The organism is Kitasatospora brasiliensis (assembly GCF_032654805.1).
Classification (GTDB): Bacteria; Actinomycetota; Actinomycetes; order Streptomycetales; family Streptomycetaceae; genus Kitasatospora; species Kitasatospora brasiliensis.
Genome location: NZ_JAUOOW010000007.1, coordinates 271,869 through 286,939 on the forward strand (window position 1 = coordinate 271,869; position 15,071 = coordinate 286,939).

The 15,071-nt window shown below is 73.9% G+C and carries 13 protein-coding genes and 1 pseudogene; 6 read left to right on the forward strand and 8 right to left on the reverse strand.

Translation table 11 applies throughout. The annotated features are described in order from the left end of the window. The first annotated feature begins 84 nt into the window (after positions 1-84). On the forward strand, positions 85-702 hold the full coding sequence (locus tag QWJ13_RS27225; protein WP_316527745.1) for a hypothetical protein: 618 nt from the start codon (positions 85-87) through the stop codon (positions 700-702). Here the strand turns inward: QWJ13_RS27225 and QWJ13_RS27230 are convergent. The 4 genes from QWJ13_RS27230 to QWJ13_RS27245 all read right to left on the reverse strand — a co-directional run bounded on the left by QWJ13_RS27230 (position 693) and on the right by QWJ13_RS27245 (position 7,231). After that, positions 693-2,939, reverse strand: a complete 2,247-nt coding sequence (locus QWJ13_RS27230) for an acyltransferase family protein (RefSeq protein WP_316527747.1) — start codon at positions 2,937-2,939, stop codon at positions 693-695. The genes QWJ13_RS27225 and QWJ13_RS27230 overlap by 10 nt on opposite strands. A gap of 129 nt (positions 2,940-3,068) precedes the next feature. Then, positions 3,069-4,808 carry a glycosyltransferase family 2 protein gene (locus QWJ13_RS27235; protein WP_316527749.1) on the reverse strand — a complete coding sequence of 580 codons (1,740 nt, stop codon included), beginning with the start codon at positions 4,806-4,808 and terminating at the stop codon, positions 3,069-3,071. 266 nt (positions 4,809-5,074) lie between these two features. Continuing rightward, positions 5,075-5,674, reverse strand: coding sequence for a GNAT family N-acetyltransferase (locus QWJ13_RS27240; protein WP_316527750.1), 600 nt, complete (start codon positions 5,672-5,674; stop codon positions 5,075-5,077). A 357-nt stretch (positions 5,675-6,031) separates the two neighbouring features. Further along, positions 6,032-7,231, reverse strand: a complete 1,200-nt coding sequence (locus QWJ13_RS27245) for an IS110 family RNA-guided transposase (RefSeq protein WP_316527751.1) — start codon at positions 7,229-7,231, stop codon at positions 6,032-6,034. A 213-nt stretch (positions 7,232-7,444) separates the two neighbouring features. Between QWJ13_RS27245 and QWJ13_RS27250 the strand changes: the two genes are divergently transcribed. Continuing rightward, a complete protein-coding gene (locus tag QWJ13_RS27250; protein WP_316527752.1) occupies positions 7,445-8,329 on the forward strand; it encodes a lysozyme in 885 nt (294 codons plus the stop codon). A gap of 62 nt (positions 8,330-8,391) precedes the next feature. Here QWJ13_RS27250 and QWJ13_RS27255 read toward each other — a convergent pair whose 3' ends face one another. Beyond that, on the reverse strand, positions 8,392-9,021 hold the full coding sequence (locus QWJ13_RS27255) for a maleylpyruvate isomerase N-terminal domain-containing protein (protein ID WP_316527753.1): 630 nt from the start codon (positions 9,019-9,021) through the stop codon (positions 8,392-8,394). Between the two features lie 104 nt (positions 9,022-9,125). Between QWJ13_RS27255 and QWJ13_RS27260 the strand changes: the two are divergent. From QWJ13_RS27260 to QWJ13_RS27275, 4 genes and pseudogenes are all read left to right on the forward strand, one after another. Next, positions 9,126-9,620 (forward strand): annotated as a pseudogene (locus tag QWJ13_RS27260) (LysE family transporter); the annotation flags it as partial. A gap of 457 nt (positions 9,621-10,077) precedes the next feature. Further along, positions 10,078-10,803: a TetR/AcrR family transcriptional regulator gene (locus QWJ13_RS27265; RefSeq protein ID WP_316527755.1), complete on the forward strand. Its 726-nt coding sequence runs from the start codon at positions 10,078-10,080 to the stop codon at positions 10,801-10,803. Positions 10,804-10,896: 93 nt separating this feature from the next. Then, positions 10,897-11,235, forward strand: coding sequence for a hypothetical protein (locus QWJ13_RS27270; protein WP_316527757.1), 339 nt, complete (start codon positions 10,897-10,899; stop codon positions 11,233-11,235). Between the two features lie 15 nt (positions 11,236-11,250). Further along, positions 11,251-12,324 (forward strand): M14 family metallopeptidase, encoded by a 1,074-nt coding sequence (locus QWJ13_RS27275; RefSeq protein WP_316527758.1) that lies wholly within the window; start codon positions 11,251-11,253, stop codon positions 12,322-12,324. A gap of 76 nt (positions 12,325-12,400) precedes the next feature. On the opposite strand, the gene QWJ13_RS27280 is transcribed toward QWJ13_RS27275, so the two are convergent. The 3 genes from QWJ13_RS27280 to QWJ13_RS27290 are packed head-to-tail and all read right to left on the reverse strand — an operon-like array spanning position 12,401 to position 14,889. Further along, positions 12,401-13,783 carry a hypothetical protein gene (locus QWJ13_RS27280; RefSeq protein WP_316527759.1) on the reverse strand — a complete coding sequence of 461 codons (1,383 nt, stop codon included), beginning with the start codon at positions 13,781-13,783 and terminating at the stop codon, positions 12,401-12,403. Positions 13,784-13,789: 6 nt separating this feature from the next. Beyond that, positions 13,790-14,572, reverse strand: a complete 783-nt coding sequence (locus QWJ13_RS27285) for a hypothetical protein (RefSeq protein WP_316527760.1) — start codon at positions 14,570-14,572, stop codon at positions 13,790-13,792. Continuing rightward, positions 14,569-14,889: an ABC transporter permease gene (locus QWJ13_RS27290; RefSeq protein ID WP_316527761.1), complete on the reverse strand. Its 321-nt coding sequence runs from the start codon at positions 14,887-14,889 to the stop codon at positions 14,569-14,571. Before QWJ13_RS27290 ends, QWJ13_RS27285 begins: the two co-directional genes overlap by 4 nt. Positions 14,890-15,071 lie beyond the last annotated feature (182 nt).

Below are 15,071 nucleotides of genomic sequence, written 5' to 3' on the forward strand. Positions count from 1 at the left end.
AACCCCTCTTCCGGGTCATGTCCCGGCGTCGGCGCACTCGTTGAGCACAAAAAGGTCAAGGGGGGCCGCTGGAGGGACACGTACATGACTGACCAGCCCACCGGAGGGCAGTGGCAGTGGCCGCAGAACGCCTGGCAGCCGCCGCCCGTCCCCCCGACCCCGCCCCCCGCGTCCCCGCCGCCGAGGCGCCTGTCGCGCAAGGCCTGGACGGCCGCGATGGTCGGGACGGGTGCCGTGCTGGCCTCCGTCCTGGCGATGTGCGGGCCGAGCGGGGGTGACGAGGCGCAGCTGACGGCGTCGCCGGACGCCTCGCCCACCGCCTCGGATCCGGCGGAGCGCCTGGAGCCGGCCCCGCCGTCGCCCTTGACGCCCGCGCCGTCCCCGCTGCCGCCGCCCACCCCGGGCGCGGCGGCGGCAGCGAGCGGGGCCGGGGCGACGAGCGCGCCGGCCACGGCGGCGGCGCCGGCTCCGGGGGCCGCCCCGACCGGCGACGCCCAGCACGCCTCGGCGAGCGCTCACCCCAAGCCCGCGCACAGCCAGCACGCCACGCCCGCCCACGGCCCGTCGGGCGCACCCGCCCCGGCGGGTTCCGGGGCGGGGTCGGGCGGCAACCGGAGCGGCATCTGCGACCAGGCCGAACGGGCGGGTCACTGGCCGGCCGGGTCGGACCAGGCCCGGCTCTGCCACAACATCTACGGCTGAACCGGCTGCACCGACTGCATCGGCTGCACTGGCTGCACTGGCTGCATCGGCCGGGCCGACTGGGCCGACGACCCTGGCGCCGCCGACGCGGCCGGGGCTCCCGGCGCCCCCAGCAGCCCCTTGTCCAGCCGGGGCGCCAGCACCCGCGCCAGGGTGTCGGTGATGTGCCCGGTGTCCCGGTACAGCACCACGCCCTCCAGCACTGCCGGGCAGGAGGGCCCGGTGCCGGGGCAGAGCAGCGGGCCGAGGTCCAGGGTCCGTACGCCGTACCGGGCGGCGAGCCCGCCGTCCAGCAGGGGGTCGGGCTCGAAGGCGGTGTCGCGGGGGAAGAAGCAGGCGTCCGAGCGCCCGTCGGAGGCGGCCAGGCAGGTCGGGATGTCCTTGCCGGGCATCGGGGTGTCGCCGAGGTAGGCGAGCGGGGCGCCGAGGGCGGTGAGGCGGTCGAGGGTGCGGGTCCAGCCCTCGGTGCGTTCCTGCCGGCTGCCGTAGCGGTTCAGGCCGGCCATCAGGACGAGGCGCGGCCGGGGGCCGGAGGTCAGCCGGGTGAGGGTGTTCTCGCGCCAGCGGTCGCACTCCTCGAAGGTGCGGCCGAGCACGTTGTTGCGCACGGTGAGGGTGGCCAGCGGGCAGCCGGGCTTGACCAGGACCTCCAGGGCCCAGTGGCGCTGCTCGGCCAGGGCGAGGGCGGCGGAGATCCACTGCCCGGCGTGCGAGTCGCCGAGCAGCACGATCCGGTCGGGGCTGTCCTCGGCGCCGAACAGGCAGCGCGGGCTGCGGTCGGCGTTGAGCGGGATCTCGCAGCCCCGGCCGGGCGGGAAGTCCTCCCGGGCCCGGGCGAGCGGGGGCGTCAGGGTGAGCACCCGGCTGCCGGGGGCGAGCAGGAGCGGGCCGTCGACGGCTCCGGCGGGGGCGGCCACCGGCCCGGCGGCGGGGTCGCCGAGGGCGCGTACGGTGCCGCCGCCGAGGGTGAGGGCGGCGATCAGCGGGATCACCAGGGCGCTGGCGCCGATCGCGAGCCCGCGCCGGGGCGCCGGGCTGCTGCCGTACCGCAGCGGCTGCTCGACCAGGCGCAGGGTGAGCCAGGCGGGCAGCGCGCTGGCGGCCGTGAGCACGAGCAGGGTGGTCCAGGGCAGCGCGCCGCACCGGGCCTGGGCGATGGTCAGCACCGGCCAGTGCCACAGGTACCAGGCATAGGAGAGCCGTCCGGCGGCGCGCAGCGGGCGGGTGGCGAGCAGGCGTCCGGCGTCGGCGGCGCCTAGCGGGCCGTGCCCGGCGAGCAGGACGGCGGCGGTGCCGAGGACGGGCAGCAGCGCGGCGGTGCCGGGGAACGGCGTGTCGCGGTCGTAGAGGACGACCGGCGCCAGCACGGCCGCCAGGCCGCCCCAGCCGAGCACCCGCAGCGACCAGCGCACCGGGCGGCGCTCACCGCGGATGGCCGGTGCCGAGCCCGCGAGCGCCGCGCAGGCGCCGGCCGCGAACTCCCAGAGCCGGCTGCCGGTGGAGAAGTAGGCGAGCGGCGCGGAGGTGGCCGTCCAGCGCAGGCAGAGCGCCAGCGAGATGCCGCCGACGGCCACCGTGGCGAGGGTGATCGCCAGGGTGCGGCGGCGTCCGCGCAGGTAGCGGGCGAGGCCGAGCAGCAGGATGCCCCAGAGCAGGTAGAACTGGTTCTCCACGCCGAGCGACCAGAAGTGCTGGAGGGGGCTGGGGTCGCGTTCGGCGGCCAGGTAGTCGGTCTGCTCGCCGACGAAGCGCCAGTTGGCGAACTGTCCGGCGGCGGCGATCAGGTCGCGGGCGAGGTCGGTGCCGCGCAGCGGGTCGAGCAGCGCGCCGCCGGCGGCCGCGGTGGCGACCAGCACGGTGGCGGCGGCGGGCAGGATGCGTCGGGCCCGGCGGGCGGCGAAGTCCCACAGGCCGAGCGGGCGGCCGATGAGCAGGCCGGTGATCAGGAAGCCGGAGATGACGAAGAAGACGTCGACGCCGATGTAGCCGCCGGTGAGGCCCGGGACGGCGGAGTGGAAGGCGAGGACGCAGAGCACGGCGAGGCCGCGCAGCCCCTCGATGTCGGGGCGGAAGGCGGTGCGCCGGCGGGGCTGCCCGCTCTCGGCGACGGTGGCGGTGGCGGTGGCGGCGACGGGCTGCGGGGCGGCGGGGTCCGGGCCGAGCCGGACGACGCCGGGCAGCAGGTCCGCGGTGGGTATCCCGGGAGAGGACGACTGTGGTGGTACGGCCGTTGGCACGGCGGCGCTCCTTGCAGGGCTGGCAGCGGGTTGTCGGGCCGCCGGGCCGTTGGGGCGGCCGGGCGGTGTCCGCGCCGGTGGGGCGACGCGCAAGGAAACTCGGTTATTCGTCAGCGAGTTGACGAAGGGTCAGAAGATCAGCGGATCGGCCCAGCCGGATGCCAGCAGCCCGCACAGCAGCAGCACGGCGGTGACGGCGACGGCCTCGGAGCGTCCGAACCCGAGGTCGGAGCGGCCCGGCGCGGGGGCGGCGACCTCGCCGACGGCGGCGCCCTTGCCGCCGTTCGTCCCGTTCAGCAGCGGCCACAGCTCCCGGATCAGCGGGACCATGGTGTACGCGGTGAGCGCGAGCAGCCCGGCGAGCGCCCAGTACGGCCGCCAGCCGTACAGCAGCACGGCCCGCGCCAGTCCGGCGACGCCCGCGAGGACGACGAGCCCGAGCCAGCCGATACCGATCCGGGCGACGGCGCGGGCGAGCGAACTGCCGCCGGACACGGCGCCGGTGGGCACCCAGTCGGCGGAGCGGCGGCGCAGCGCGTGCGCGATGGCGACCACGTGGCAGAGCCCGCCGAGGAGTTGGACCCGGGTGACCTCGAAGCGCCAGCGGGTGCGGGACATCGCGGGCAGCAGCACCAGGGCGACCCAGATCGGCGGCAGGAACGGCAGCACCTGCCAGGGCTGGATCTCCTCGGGCCTGAAGAACAGCATGATCAGGGCCGGCAGCGGCACGGCGAAGACGTTCACCGCGCTGGTGACGTAGCCGAGGATGCCGTTCCAGAAGCAGAGCCGGGCGGAGCGGGACAGTGGCCCGCGGCGGAAGTCCGGGTCGCGGACGAGGGCCAGGGAGCCGAGGCACCAGCGGTACTGCTGGCTGATGAAGGCGGGCAGGCCGGTGGGCGACATGCCCTTCGCGACCAGCGCGGGAACGTAGCGGGTGGCCCATCCGGCGCGGGCGAGGGCGAGGCCGGTGTAGAGGTCCTCGCTGTGGTCGATCTCGGCGAAGCCGCCGATCCGCTTCAGCGCGGCGCGGCGGTAGAGGGCGTTGGTGCCGCAGCAGACGGTGCCGTCCTGGGCGTCCCGGGAGGGCTGGATCCAGCGGTAGAAGATCTCCTGGGTGGCTCCCGCGGCGCGTTCGAGCCAGGACATGTCGGCGTCCGTGTCGAAGCACTGCGGGCTTTGCACGATGCCGACCTCGGGGTTGTCGAGGTAGGGCACCAGGTGGTGCAGGAAGTCGGGGCGGGGGCAGAAGTCGGCGTCCAGGACGGCGACGATCTCGCCGCCGCCCTCGGCCAGGCCGTGGTTGAGATTGCCGGCCTTCTTGAACCGGCCCCGGTCGGGGCGAGCGTGGTACCGGAAGCCGTAGGACTCGGCGAGTTCGCGCACCTCGGGGCGGCCCGCGTCGTCGAGGACCAGCACGGTCAGCTCGCCGGGCCAGCGGACGGCGGCGGTGTGCCGGTAGGCGTTGTCCAGGACGGCGAGCGGCTCGCCGGCGGTCGGCAGCAGCAGGTCCACGCTCGGGTGGCGGGCGGGGCTCCAGGCGCGCAGCAGCAGGTCGTGCGAGTCGCGGGTGAAGCGGCGGGCGCGCTGGCCGTCGGCGAGCGAGAGCAGCCAGGTGGCCGCGTTGAGCACGGTGAGCAGCAGGAACGGCCAGAGCAGCGGCTTGCTGAGGGCGAACAGGCCGAGCGTGGCGGTGGCTCCCGCGTAGGAGAGGGTGGCGCAGAGCAGCACCCAGCGGCGCTGCGGGCCGAAGTACCAGTAGAGCTCCTGGTCGTCCGGCGGGGCGGGCAGTCGGTGGCCGTCGGGGTCCGCGGGTGTCCGGCGCGGACCGGTGTCGGGTGCGGGCATGGCGGTGCCATGGAGTACGGGCATGCGGAAATGGCCCCCTGGGCAGCGGACGGTACGTGGCCGTTCGCGCTCAGCCTCTCATATTGGCCTAGACCAATCATGAACGAGGTATGACATCTCCGCATCGCCCCAGCTCAACGAGTTGACGCCCCGTCACCTGCGGAAATCCGGCCGCGCGAAGCTGAACCGGACCCGGCGGGCGAGCCGTTTCACAGGGGCGTCAACTCCCGACTCGCCCGCCACTCCCCGATCCGCCCGCCACTCCCGACCCGCCCGCCCCGCCCCGCCCGTCAGCTCTCCGAGTCGCTCGTCAGCTCCTTCACGAGGTGAACGAAGCGGAGGTCCGACCGCTGCGGGATGCCGAAGTTCTCGTCGCCGTACGGGAACGGGCTGAACTCGCCGTTGCGCCGGAAGCCGCGCCGCTCGTACCAGGCGATCAGCTCGGGGCGCTGCTCGATCACCGTCATCTCCATGGCGCCGACGCCCCACTCCTCGCCGACCAACCGCTCCGCCTCGGTCAGCACGGCCCGGCCGATGCCGCCGCCCTGGATCCCGGGGCGCACCGAGAACATGCCGAAGTAGGCCCGATCGCCGCGCCGCTCCAACTGGCAGCAGGCGACCAGTTCGCCGTCCCGCTCGGCCAGCAGCACCAGGCCCTCGGGATGGCCGACCGCTTCGGTGACGGCCGCCGGATTGGTGCGCCGGCCGCCCAGCAGGTCCGCCTCGGTGGTCCACCCGGCCCGGCTGGAGTCGCCCCGGTAGGCGGACTCGACCAGCTCGACCAGGGCCGGGACGTCGGCGGCCGTGGCGGACCGGAACACGGGCTGTCCGGCAGGCCGGGGGGCGTCGGCGGCGGCTTCGGGATCGGTCCCGGCGGCGGTCTCGTGCATGACTGGAGCTCTCCTCACGTGCGGGGGGCCGCCCGTGGTGGCCGGCCCATGGGCATCGTGCCACAGCACGCCGGGGGCGCCCGGCGCCCCTCGGGCCCACCCCCCGGGCCCGCCCCGGCGCCGCCGCACGCTCCCCACCTCGCCGTTTCGCGGTCGCCGGAACCGGCAACACCGGCAACGCCGCTTGCCGGTCATGGTGTTCCGCCCCATGTGACATGCGTTCACCATGTGAAAAAAGATGCCTGGTGGCGATGGCGGGTACATGGCTACTCTTCCGTACGGCCGTTCAGACCCTGGCCATACCGGGTCATTTCGACCCTCCCCACGCCCGGATCCAGAGGAGTCTCAATGATTGAGTCAAGCCGTCTGCGCGACGGGATCGGGGGTGAAGACCCGGTTGTCGCGCAGGAGGGCCCACAGGACGCTGACCCGTCGGCGGGCCAGCGCGATGACGGCCTGGACGTGTTTGCAGCCCTCGGCGCGCTTCTTGAGGTAGAAGTCCCGGTTGGGGCCGTCCTTGATGATGCTGGTCTGCGCGGACAGGTAGAACACCCTGCGCAGGCGGCGGCTGTAGCGTTTGGGCCGGCGCAGGTTGCCGGTGCGGCGTCCGCAGTCGCGGGGGACGGGCACGAGCCCGGCCGCCGAGGCGAGGTGCCCGGCGTCCGCGTAGGCCGTCAGATCGCCGGCCGCGACGACGAGTTCCGCGCCGAGTATCGGGCCGATGCCGGGCAAGGACTCGATGACCTCGGCCTGCGGGTGGGCGTGGAAGGTGTCGCGGATCTGCTTGTCGACCCGCTTCAACCGGTCGTCCAGGGCCAGGATCTGCGCGGCCAGGTCCGCGACGATGGCGGCGGCGACGTCCTCACCGGGCAGCACGGTGCGCTGGGCCTCGGCGGCCTCCAGCGCGGTAGCCGCAACGGCATCGGCGCCGCGGACACCCCGGTTGGCCAGCCAGGCCGTCAGCCGGGCCCGGCCGCGGCGACGGATCGCGGCGGGAGTCTGGTAGCCGGTGAGCAGGACCAGGGCGCCCTTGTGCGCGGAGTAGTCGAAGGCCCGCTCCAGGGCCGGGAAGATACCGGTCAGCACGTCGCGGAGCCGGTTGATCATCCGTACCCGGTCGGCGACCAGGTCCGAGCGGTGGGCGGTCAGCAGGGCGAGGTCGGCCGCGAGCTGGGCGGGTACCTCGATCGTGGTGAAGTCCCGGCGGTGGCGGGCGGTCTCGGCGATGACGTAGGCGTCACGGGCGTCGGTCTTCGCCTCGCCCCGGTAGGCGCCGGCCATGCGGTTGACGGTCCTGCCGGGCACGTAGACAGCCTGCTGACCGTGCGCGGCGAGCAACGCGAGCAGCAGGGCGGAGGACGTCCCGGAGATGTCCACCGCCCAGTGGACCCGGTCGGCCAGAGCGAGGATCTCGCCGAGCGCGGTCAGGATCGCGGTCTCGTCGTTGTCGACCTTCTTCGACCACAGCGTGGCGCCACCCTCGTCGACCACGGCCGCCCAGTGATGGCCCTTCCCGGCGTCAACACCCGCCCAGACACAGGCACTTCGCTCACTCACTCGCCCCTCCTCGCTCCCACCGGCATCACGTTGGCCCGAGGAACACCCCGCCGTCGTCTCCGTAAACAGCGACCGCACACAGCGCGCACATCTCAATCAGCAGCCAGGGCGCCCCGGAGAGCCGGACGGCCACTCCTCAGGAGCCACTGAAGGCAAGACCCCATAAGCCACATCCGGCCCTCCTGGGCCGCCTAACACCTTACGGAGTGCCCCATGCCCCGCTCCCCCCGCACCGCCCGTACCGCCGGCACCGAGAGATCGGCCCGCCGCCTGCCCGCCGTGGCCGCCCTCGCCGCCGTGACCGCCCTGGTCGCCGGTGTCGCCGCCCCGGCGTACGCGGCCGAGCCCGCCCCTGTCGCCCCCGCCGCCCACGGCCACCAGAACTTCCACCCCGACCAGGACTTCGCCGGTTCCACCGTCGCCACCCACGAGGGCCGCGGCGCCGCCGCGCCGGTCGCCACCCTCGCCGCCACCCAGACCCCGGGGCTGGACGTCTCCAGCTACCAGGGCAACGTCAACTGGTCGTCGGTGTCCGCCAACGGCGGCAAGTTCGCCTACGTCAAGGCCACCGAGGGCACCAGCTACACCAACCCCAACTTCGCCCAGCAGTACAACGGCTCGTACAACGCCGGCCTGATCCGCGGCGCCTACCACTTCGCGCTGCCGGACGTCTCCTCCGGCGCCACCCAGGCCAACTACTTCGTCAGCCACGGCGGCGGCTGGTCCGCCGACGGCAAGACCCTGCCGCCCGCGCTGGACATCGAGTACAACCCCTACGGCGCCACCTGCTACGGCCTCAGCCAGAGCGCCATGGTCAGCTGGATCCGCTCCTTCAGCGACACCGTCCACACCCGCACCGGCCGCTACCCCACCATCTACACCACCACCAACTGGTGGACTCAGTGCACCGGCAACTACAGCGGCTTCGGCGCCACCAACCCGCTCTGGATAGCCCGTTACGCCTCCACCGTCGGCACCCTGCCGGCCGGCTGGAGCTACCAGACCATCTGGCAGTTCGCCGACGCCGGCACCTTCCCCGGCGACCAGAACTACTTCAACGGCGCGGCCGACCGCATCCGCGCCCTCGCCCTGGGCTGATCCCGCCCCGCCCCAGCGCCCCGCACCGGCCCCACCCGGTGCGGGGCACCCGCGTCAGATCCTCAGCGCAGCACCGGGAGCACCGGCCGGTCGCCGCGGCCGGTCGCCGCCTCGATGAAGGCCACCGGATCGGCGAGCTCCGCCAACAGCGCCCGGGTGAAGCGCAGCGCGCCCTCGGCGGGCGGCGGTCCGCCGACGGCCGCGATCAGGTCGAGCAGGTGGACCGTCGCCTCCATCAGCGCCACCTCGCCGAGCGCGCCGATCGTCACGCTGCCGAGCAGCGGGTGCGCCACCGTGGTGGCCGGCGGCAGATCGGCGAGGCCGGCCAGCGCGGCCGGCCCCTCGACGCCGAACCGGGCGATCAGTACAGCGGGTTCGACCGCCTCGGCGGCCTGCTTCGCCGCATCCGCGACCTGCTCGGCGGCGGTGTGGGCGATGCCGCCCGGCCGGTTGTAGGCGCGCAGGATGCCGGCGCCGTCCGTCACCTCGGCCGGCCCGTCTTGAACGACGCCGCGCAGCCCGGTGAACATCTCCGGCACCGGCGCCACATGCGCGTACAACTCCCGTACCGTCCACGCCGGAAGCCGGGTCGGTCGGTCCCAGTCCTTGGCGTCCAGGGCCGCTCCGCGTTCAGCCCAGGAGGCCCAGACCTCTGCCAACAGGGAGCGCACCAAGTCGTTCTGACGGGGCATCTGTTCTCCTTCGGGACGGTCGCGTCACGGTTCGGCCCCACGCTACCCGGCGCCCGGAACATCCGATTGCCACCGCACCTCCGCAGGCCCGACATCGCCCGCGCGTGAGCGCCGCGCTGGTCGCGGGGCTGCTCGCCGGGTTCGGCGCGGCCGTCCCGGTGGGCGCCGTCGGGGCCCACCTGGTCTCGCTCACCGCACGCACCTCGCTGCACACCGGCGCCTGCGCGGCCCTCGGCATGGCCACCGCGGACGGGCTGTACGCGCTGGTCGCGACGGCCGGCGGCACCGGCCTCGCCCCGCTGCTCGACCCGGTCGCCCGGCCGCTGCGGATCGTCTCCGCCCTGGTCCTGCCGGCCCTGGCCGCCCGGACGGCCGTCACCGCGCCGCGCAGCCGCCCCGGCAGCGACGCCGGCCCGCGGGCCGCGCCGCCCACCCCCGCCCGAGCCTTCCTCACCCTGCTGGGCATCACCCTGCTGAACCCGCTGACCGTCCTCTACTTCGCCGCCCTCGTCCTCGGCGGCGGCAGCCAGGACGGCATCCCCGCCCGGGCGGCGTTCACCGCCGGAGCCTTCGCCGCCCTCGCCGTCCGGCCGCTGCTTGACTGAGCGACCGGCGGCATGCCGTAGGGCCCCACCTCTTCACTGACGAACCGGCCGACCCCGGGCGTCCGCGCAGCGGTCGCCGCGCACCACACCGGCTCCCGCCGCCCTTCACGACACCACCGGCCAGCCGACCGACCGAGCCGCCGAGCCGCATGACCGCCGCCAACCGCCAACCCGCAAGACCGGGGCCGCAACCGCTACGCAGCGCAGTCGGCTCCGCCGCGCCAGTCGTCGCGCCCACCACACCGGCCGGTCGGCTGACCAGCGGGATCGGCGTGTCGACCGCCGGAATCCGTTCGCCCGCTTATGCCTGATTCATACCTTGTATCCTGGTTCTGTATCCGCTGAGTGACATCCGCCGAAGACCCCGCCCGGCAGCAGGCCCTGCACACCGCAGATCCGGCCGGCCCGGACCCGGCCGACGACGCTGTCACCGACCCGGAGGAGTGCGGACATGGCCGAGCAGGACGCCCCCGAGAGGCGGGGCCGGCTGAGCCGCCCGCTGGTGCTGGGCGCCGCCGTGGCCCTGGTCGACCGCGAGGGCCTGGCCGCGCTGACCATGCGCAGGCTGGCGACCGAGCTCGGCGTGGAGTCGATGGCCCTGTACCGCTACACCCCGGGCAAGGAGGCGCTGATCGACGGCCTGGTCGAGGCCTACTTCGACGAGATCAACGCCCGGCTGCGCACCGGCACCCGCCGCGACACCCCCCGCGAGGACGGCTGGCGCGCCGAACTGCGGCGGATCGCCCAGGCGTTCGCCGCCACCGCGCACGCCCACCCGGAGATCCTGCCGCTGGTCGCGACCCGCCCGCTGGCCGTCCCGGTGGCCCGCCGCCCGGCCTCGGTGCTCGAACTCACCGAGCACATCCTCGCCGTGCTCGGCCGGGCCGGATTCGACGACGCGGGTTCGCTGACCGTCTACCGCACCTTCGTCGCCTGGAACCTCGGCTGTCTGCTGGTGGACAAGCGCCAGGTGGTCGACAATCCCAACGAGCCGGACCCGGTCCTTCGGCTCGGCCTGCACCGGCTGCCCGCCGCCGACTACCCCCGGCTGCGCGCCCTGGTGCCCCGGTTCGCCGAATTCGACGACGACGCCGAGATGCTGGCCGGCCTGGACAGCCTGCTCGACGGGATGCCCAAGCCGTCCCTTGACGGGTTCTACGGCGGCGACGCATCCTGAGGATACGAGGTACACGTCGGACATATCCGCTCCCATCGGCGCCATGAGCCCAGGCCGCAGGCCGCGTTCCCCGGCGCCCGAGAAGAGGCCACCATGTCCGCCGTTCCCACCCGACCGTCCCCACCCTCCCGACCCGACATCCTCCGGCTCCGCGTCACCGCCAAGGACCGGGAGACCCTGCGCGCGCTGCTGCGCGAGGCCCGTCCCGACGTCGGCGGACGCCCGCACGTCGAGGCGGACGGCCGCGTCGGCATCGACGTCTACGCCCCCGCCGACCAGGTCCAGGCCCTCGAACGCGAGGGCGTCACGGTGACCCGCATCGGCAACGCCAGCGAGGCCGGGCGCGCCGCCCAGGCCGACGTCGGCGGCGGCGACCGGTTCGCCCCCGCCGACGCCGTCCCGCACGGCCTGGCCGAGAAGATCTCCGGCTGACCCGGGAGGCCCGTCATGCCGTACCTGAACGTCGTCGAGGTCGAGTCCGCCGTGACCAGTCTGGCCACCGCCTACCCCGACGTCACCCAGCTCGTCACCCTGCCCAATCCCTCGTTCGAGGCCCGCACCGCCCACGCCCTCCAGATCGGCGTCCCCGCGGTCGCCCCCAAGCCGGTCGTGATGATGATCGGCGGCGTCCACGCCCGTGAGTGGGGCAGCTGCGAGATCCTCGTTCACCTCGCCGCCGACCTGCTGGAGGCCCACCGCGACGGCACCGGCCTCGGCTACGGAGGCACCAGGTTCACGACCGCCCAGGTCAGCGACCTGCTCCACCGGATCGACCTGGTGATCTATCCGCTCGTCAACCCCGACGGCCGACACTACAGCCAGACCGTCCGGCCGATGTGGCGCAAGAACCGCAACCCGGCCAACGCCGCCGGCAGCGCCAACCCGGACTGCGTCGGCATCGACCTCAACCGCAACTACGACTTCCTCTTCGACTTCGTCACCGCCTTCGCCCCGAACGCCAACCCCCAGGTGTCGAACGATCCGTGCGACCCGCAGGTCTACGCCGGCCCGAGCGCGTTCTCCGAGCCGGAGACCCAGAACGTCCAGTGGCTGTTGGACCAGTTCCCGCTGACCGGATGGTTCGTCGACGTGCACAGTTACTCCCAGGACATGCTCTACAACTGGGGCGACGACGAGAACCAGTCGGTCGACCCGGACATGAACTTCCGCAACTCCGACTACGACGGCAAGCGCGGCCTGCCCGGCGACCTCGCGTACGCCGAGTACATCCCCAAGGACGACGAGGACACCGCCGTGCAGCTCGCCGAGGCGTTCTGCACGGGTGTCAACGGCGTGCGCGGCCTGTCCTACCGGCCGATCACCGGCTTCCACCTGTACCCGACCAGCGGCACCAGCGACGACTACGTCTACTCCCGCCACTTCGCCGACCCGGACCAGGGCAAGGTGCTCGGCTTCACCGTCGAGTGGGGCACCGAGTTCCACCCGCGGTGGGCGGAGATGGAACAGATCGTCCTCGACGTGGACGCCGGGCTGGTGCAGTTCTGCCTGGCCGCCGCCTGAACCACCAAGCCACAGTGCCCGACAGCGGGGCGCCCGCCACGACCGGTCGTGGCGGGCGCCCTCGCGGGATCCGCGCTCAGGCGGCCCGGTGGAAGAAGAACGGGTCGATGGACGGCGGCACCCGCGTCACGCCGTCCGTACTGAGCAGTTGGTGGGTGGTGAAGTTGGCGTTGCGCTGGTACGTCACGCCCACCGGGAAGTTGGCCTGGTCGGGGGTGTTGTTGCCGGCGAAGACGCCGTAGAAGTCCGTCCCGACCGTGACCATCCGGATGTAGTCGCCGAGGTAGGGCAGCTGTACGCCCGCCGGGGGGATGTCGCCCGGGGCCTGGTGCAGCACATGGCTCTCGGTGGTGGCGAAGCCGTCACCGGTCAGCTCCAGCACCGTGGACCACTGGTTGTGGGCCAGCTGCTGGTAGACCAGCCCGACCAGACCGGCGGAGTTGACCGCGAACGACGGATTCTTGCCGTCGATCACGTCCGGGCGGGCCGTGGACCAGGTCTGCCCCCGGTCCGTCGAGTGCAGGCTGTGCAGCACGTAGTCGGTGGGGGCGGTGCCGCCGAGGTTGTCGCAGTAGGCGATCCACACGCTGTTGGAGTCCGTGGGATCCACCGCGATCGACAGGTCCGCGCCGGTGCGCTCCTGGCCCAGCGTCCGCAGCTTCGGGTTGAACCGGACCTTGCGGGCGGTGACCGCCCGCTGGCCGGCCTCGCCGTCGGCCGAGTCGAGGAGGTCCTCGAAGGGGGTCGGCCCGATGCCGCCCTTGTCGTCGCGGGTCACCACGACGTCGAAGGTCATCTGGGCCGCCTGGCCGGTGGCGGTGACGCTCATGAAGGCGATGTAGATCGTGCCGTCCGGGTGCGCGGCGATCCGTACCGGCGGCCCGTCGAAGAGGGTGCCGGCCCGCCGGTCGAGCAGGACGGGCGCGAAGCCGGCCGGTGCGGGCCCGGTAGCGGCGTCGTTCGACACGTCCACGGTGGCGCTGGCGCCCGGCTGCTTCGCGACGTCGTTGTTGCCGATGTAGACCCGGTCGGTGCTGTGGCCGTTCGCCGTGACGGTGGTGGCGACCACCCACGGCTGGTCCTCCCCGCTCCGGTCGACGAGCACGGTCATCGGCGTGGGCGAGGTGACGGCCGGGGCGCGCAGGATCTGGAGGTCACCGGTCGTGCCGTTGAGGATGCCCGTGTAGAGGCGCCCGCCCTGTCCGCCGAAGCCGACGCTGATGTCCCCGGTGCCGAGCCCCCCGTTGCCCGGGACGACGCTGTTGAGCACCCAGGTGTTCCCGCCGTCCGTCGAGACGTAGACGGGGGCGAGCGGCCCGCCCATCGGGTCGGGGGTGAAGGCGGTCGCGACCATCTCGGCCGGGTTCTCCGGGTTGACCGCGAGGTTGGGCTCACTGTCCAGGTTGGTGTCGCCGCTCAGCGCCCTGGGGGTGATGTCGACGACCTTGATGGTGGGCATGTCCGCTCACCTCCGTTCCCGCAGCACGGCGAGCTTCTGCGCCGGCTGGTAGTCGTCGGGGTCGAGCAGCCGGTACGGCGCCCGGGCGGCCAGGTCGCCCTCGGTGGCGTGCAGCAGCCACAGGCCCAGCTGCCCCGGCACCGGCTTGGGCACCCGGCTCCAGCGGACGTCCCCGCTGCTCGGGTAGAGGACGGTGGTCCGTCCGGGGGTGGCGCTGCCGGACTCGGCGAGCGAGACGTCGAGCGTGGCGCGCCACCAGTGCGGGGCGTGCTCGGAGTAGTCGGGCAGGCCGAGGTCCTCCAGGCCGACCACGGTGGCGACGACGACGGCGTCCGCCTGGCCGGCGTGCGCGGCCAGGTCCTGGTCCCGGATCTCCCGCTGCACCGAGGAGAACGGCAGCTCGTCGGCCGTGGTGGCGGCCAGCGCGACGTGCGAGCGGACGGCGTCGGCGGGCAGCCGGCCGACCTCGGTGACGCCCAGGCCCTCCCCGTAGACCATCCCCCGGGTGAAGAAGGCTGCCGTGTCGCCGACCTTCAACAGGTCTTCGTCAGGGGACAGTTGGACGGTGATCTCACTGCCGCCGAGCTGCCGGAAGGCGGGCGGGGCGTGCAGCACCTGATCCACCCGCACCACGGCCGTCCGCTCGTTCACGGCCTCGGCCGAGAGGAACGGGAGCGAGGTGCCGGCGATCCGGGTGACGGTGCCCAGGAAGCTCAGCGACGCACTCCGGACGAGCTCGGTCAGCCGGGGTGCGGCGGCGGACGCGGCGGCGGGTGCGGTGTCGGTCATGACGGTCCTCCGATGCGCTCATCGGGCCGCAGCAGCGGGGCCGGGCGCTCCCGGCGCCACTCGAACCGCGCGCCGAGCGCACAGGCGGCGGTGACGGCGGCCGCCAGCGCGACCACCAGCCATTCCACCGTGCCGCTGCCGGCGTCCGGGTCGAGGCCGAGCAGTGTCTCCATCCACTGCGGCCACAGGAGGGTGAGCAGGAACAGGAGCCCGGACAGCCCGCCGAGGGCCGTCTCCAGCCAGAAGCGGGGGCGGACCGGACTCGATCGCCGGTCGGGGCTCGGTTGTGGGTTGGGGTCGGTGTGCCGGGAAGGCATCGCTCGCGCCTCCCCTCTCCCTCCGCCCGGGCCGCGCCCGGCGCGTCTCGCGCGCCGTTCCGGTGCCACCGGGCCGCACGGGCCCGTCGGCACGGCCGGCCGGACCGGCCCGGGTCGGGGTCTGCTCCCGTCGGCGCCGCCGGTCGGGGGCGTGGTCGCCGCGGGAGGGGTGGTGCTGGGGT

What these genes read in the sequence shown, in the direction of transcription:
- QWJ13_RS27285 (WP_316527760.1), bottom strand. Translation starts at nt 14,572, where the DNA reads ATGACCGACACCGCACCCGCCGCCGCGTCCGCCGCCGCACCCCGGCTG.
- QWJ13_RS27290 (WP_316527761.1), bottom strand. Translation starts at nt 14,889, where the DNA reads ATGCCTTCCCGGCACACCGACCCCAACCCACAACCGAGCCCCGACCGG.
- QWJ13_RS27225 (WP_316527745.1), top strand. Translation starts at nt 85, where the DNA reads ATGACTGACCAGCCCACCGGAGGGCAGTGGCAGTGGCCGCAGAACGCC.
- QWJ13_RS27240 (WP_316527750.1), bottom strand. Translation starts at nt 5,674, where the DNA reads ATGCACGAGACCGCCGCCGGGACCGATCCCGAAGCCGCCGCCGACGCC.
- QWJ13_RS27280 (WP_316527759.1), bottom strand. Translation starts at nt 13,783, where the DNA reads ATGCCCACCATCAAGGTCGTCGACATCACCCCCAGGGCGCTGAGCGGC.
- QWJ13_RS27235 (WP_316527749.1), bottom strand. Translation starts at nt 4,808, where the DNA reads ATGCCCGTACTCCATGGCACCGCCATGCCCGCACCCGACACCGGTCCG.
- QWJ13_RS27250 (WP_316527752.1), top strand. Translation starts at nt 7,445, where the DNA reads ATGCCCCGCTCCCCCCGCACCGCCCGTACCGCCGGCACCGAGAGATCG.
- QWJ13_RS27265 (WP_316527755.1), top strand. Translation starts at nt 10,078, where the DNA reads ATGGCCGAGCAGGACGCCCCCGAGAGGCGGGGCCGGCTGAGCCGCCCG.
- QWJ13_RS27275 (WP_316527758.1), top strand. Translation starts at nt 11,251, where the DNA reads ATGCCGTACCTGAACGTCGTCGAGGTCGAGTCCGCCGTGACCAGTCTG.
- QWJ13_RS27255 (WP_316527753.1), bottom strand. Translation starts at nt 9,021, where the DNA reads ATGCCCCGTCAGAACGACTTGGTGCGCTCCCTGTTGGCAGAGGTCTGG.
- QWJ13_RS27270 (WP_316527757.1), top strand. Translation starts at nt 10,897, where the DNA reads ATGTCCGCCGTTCCCACCCGACCGTCCCCACCCTCCCGACCCGACATC.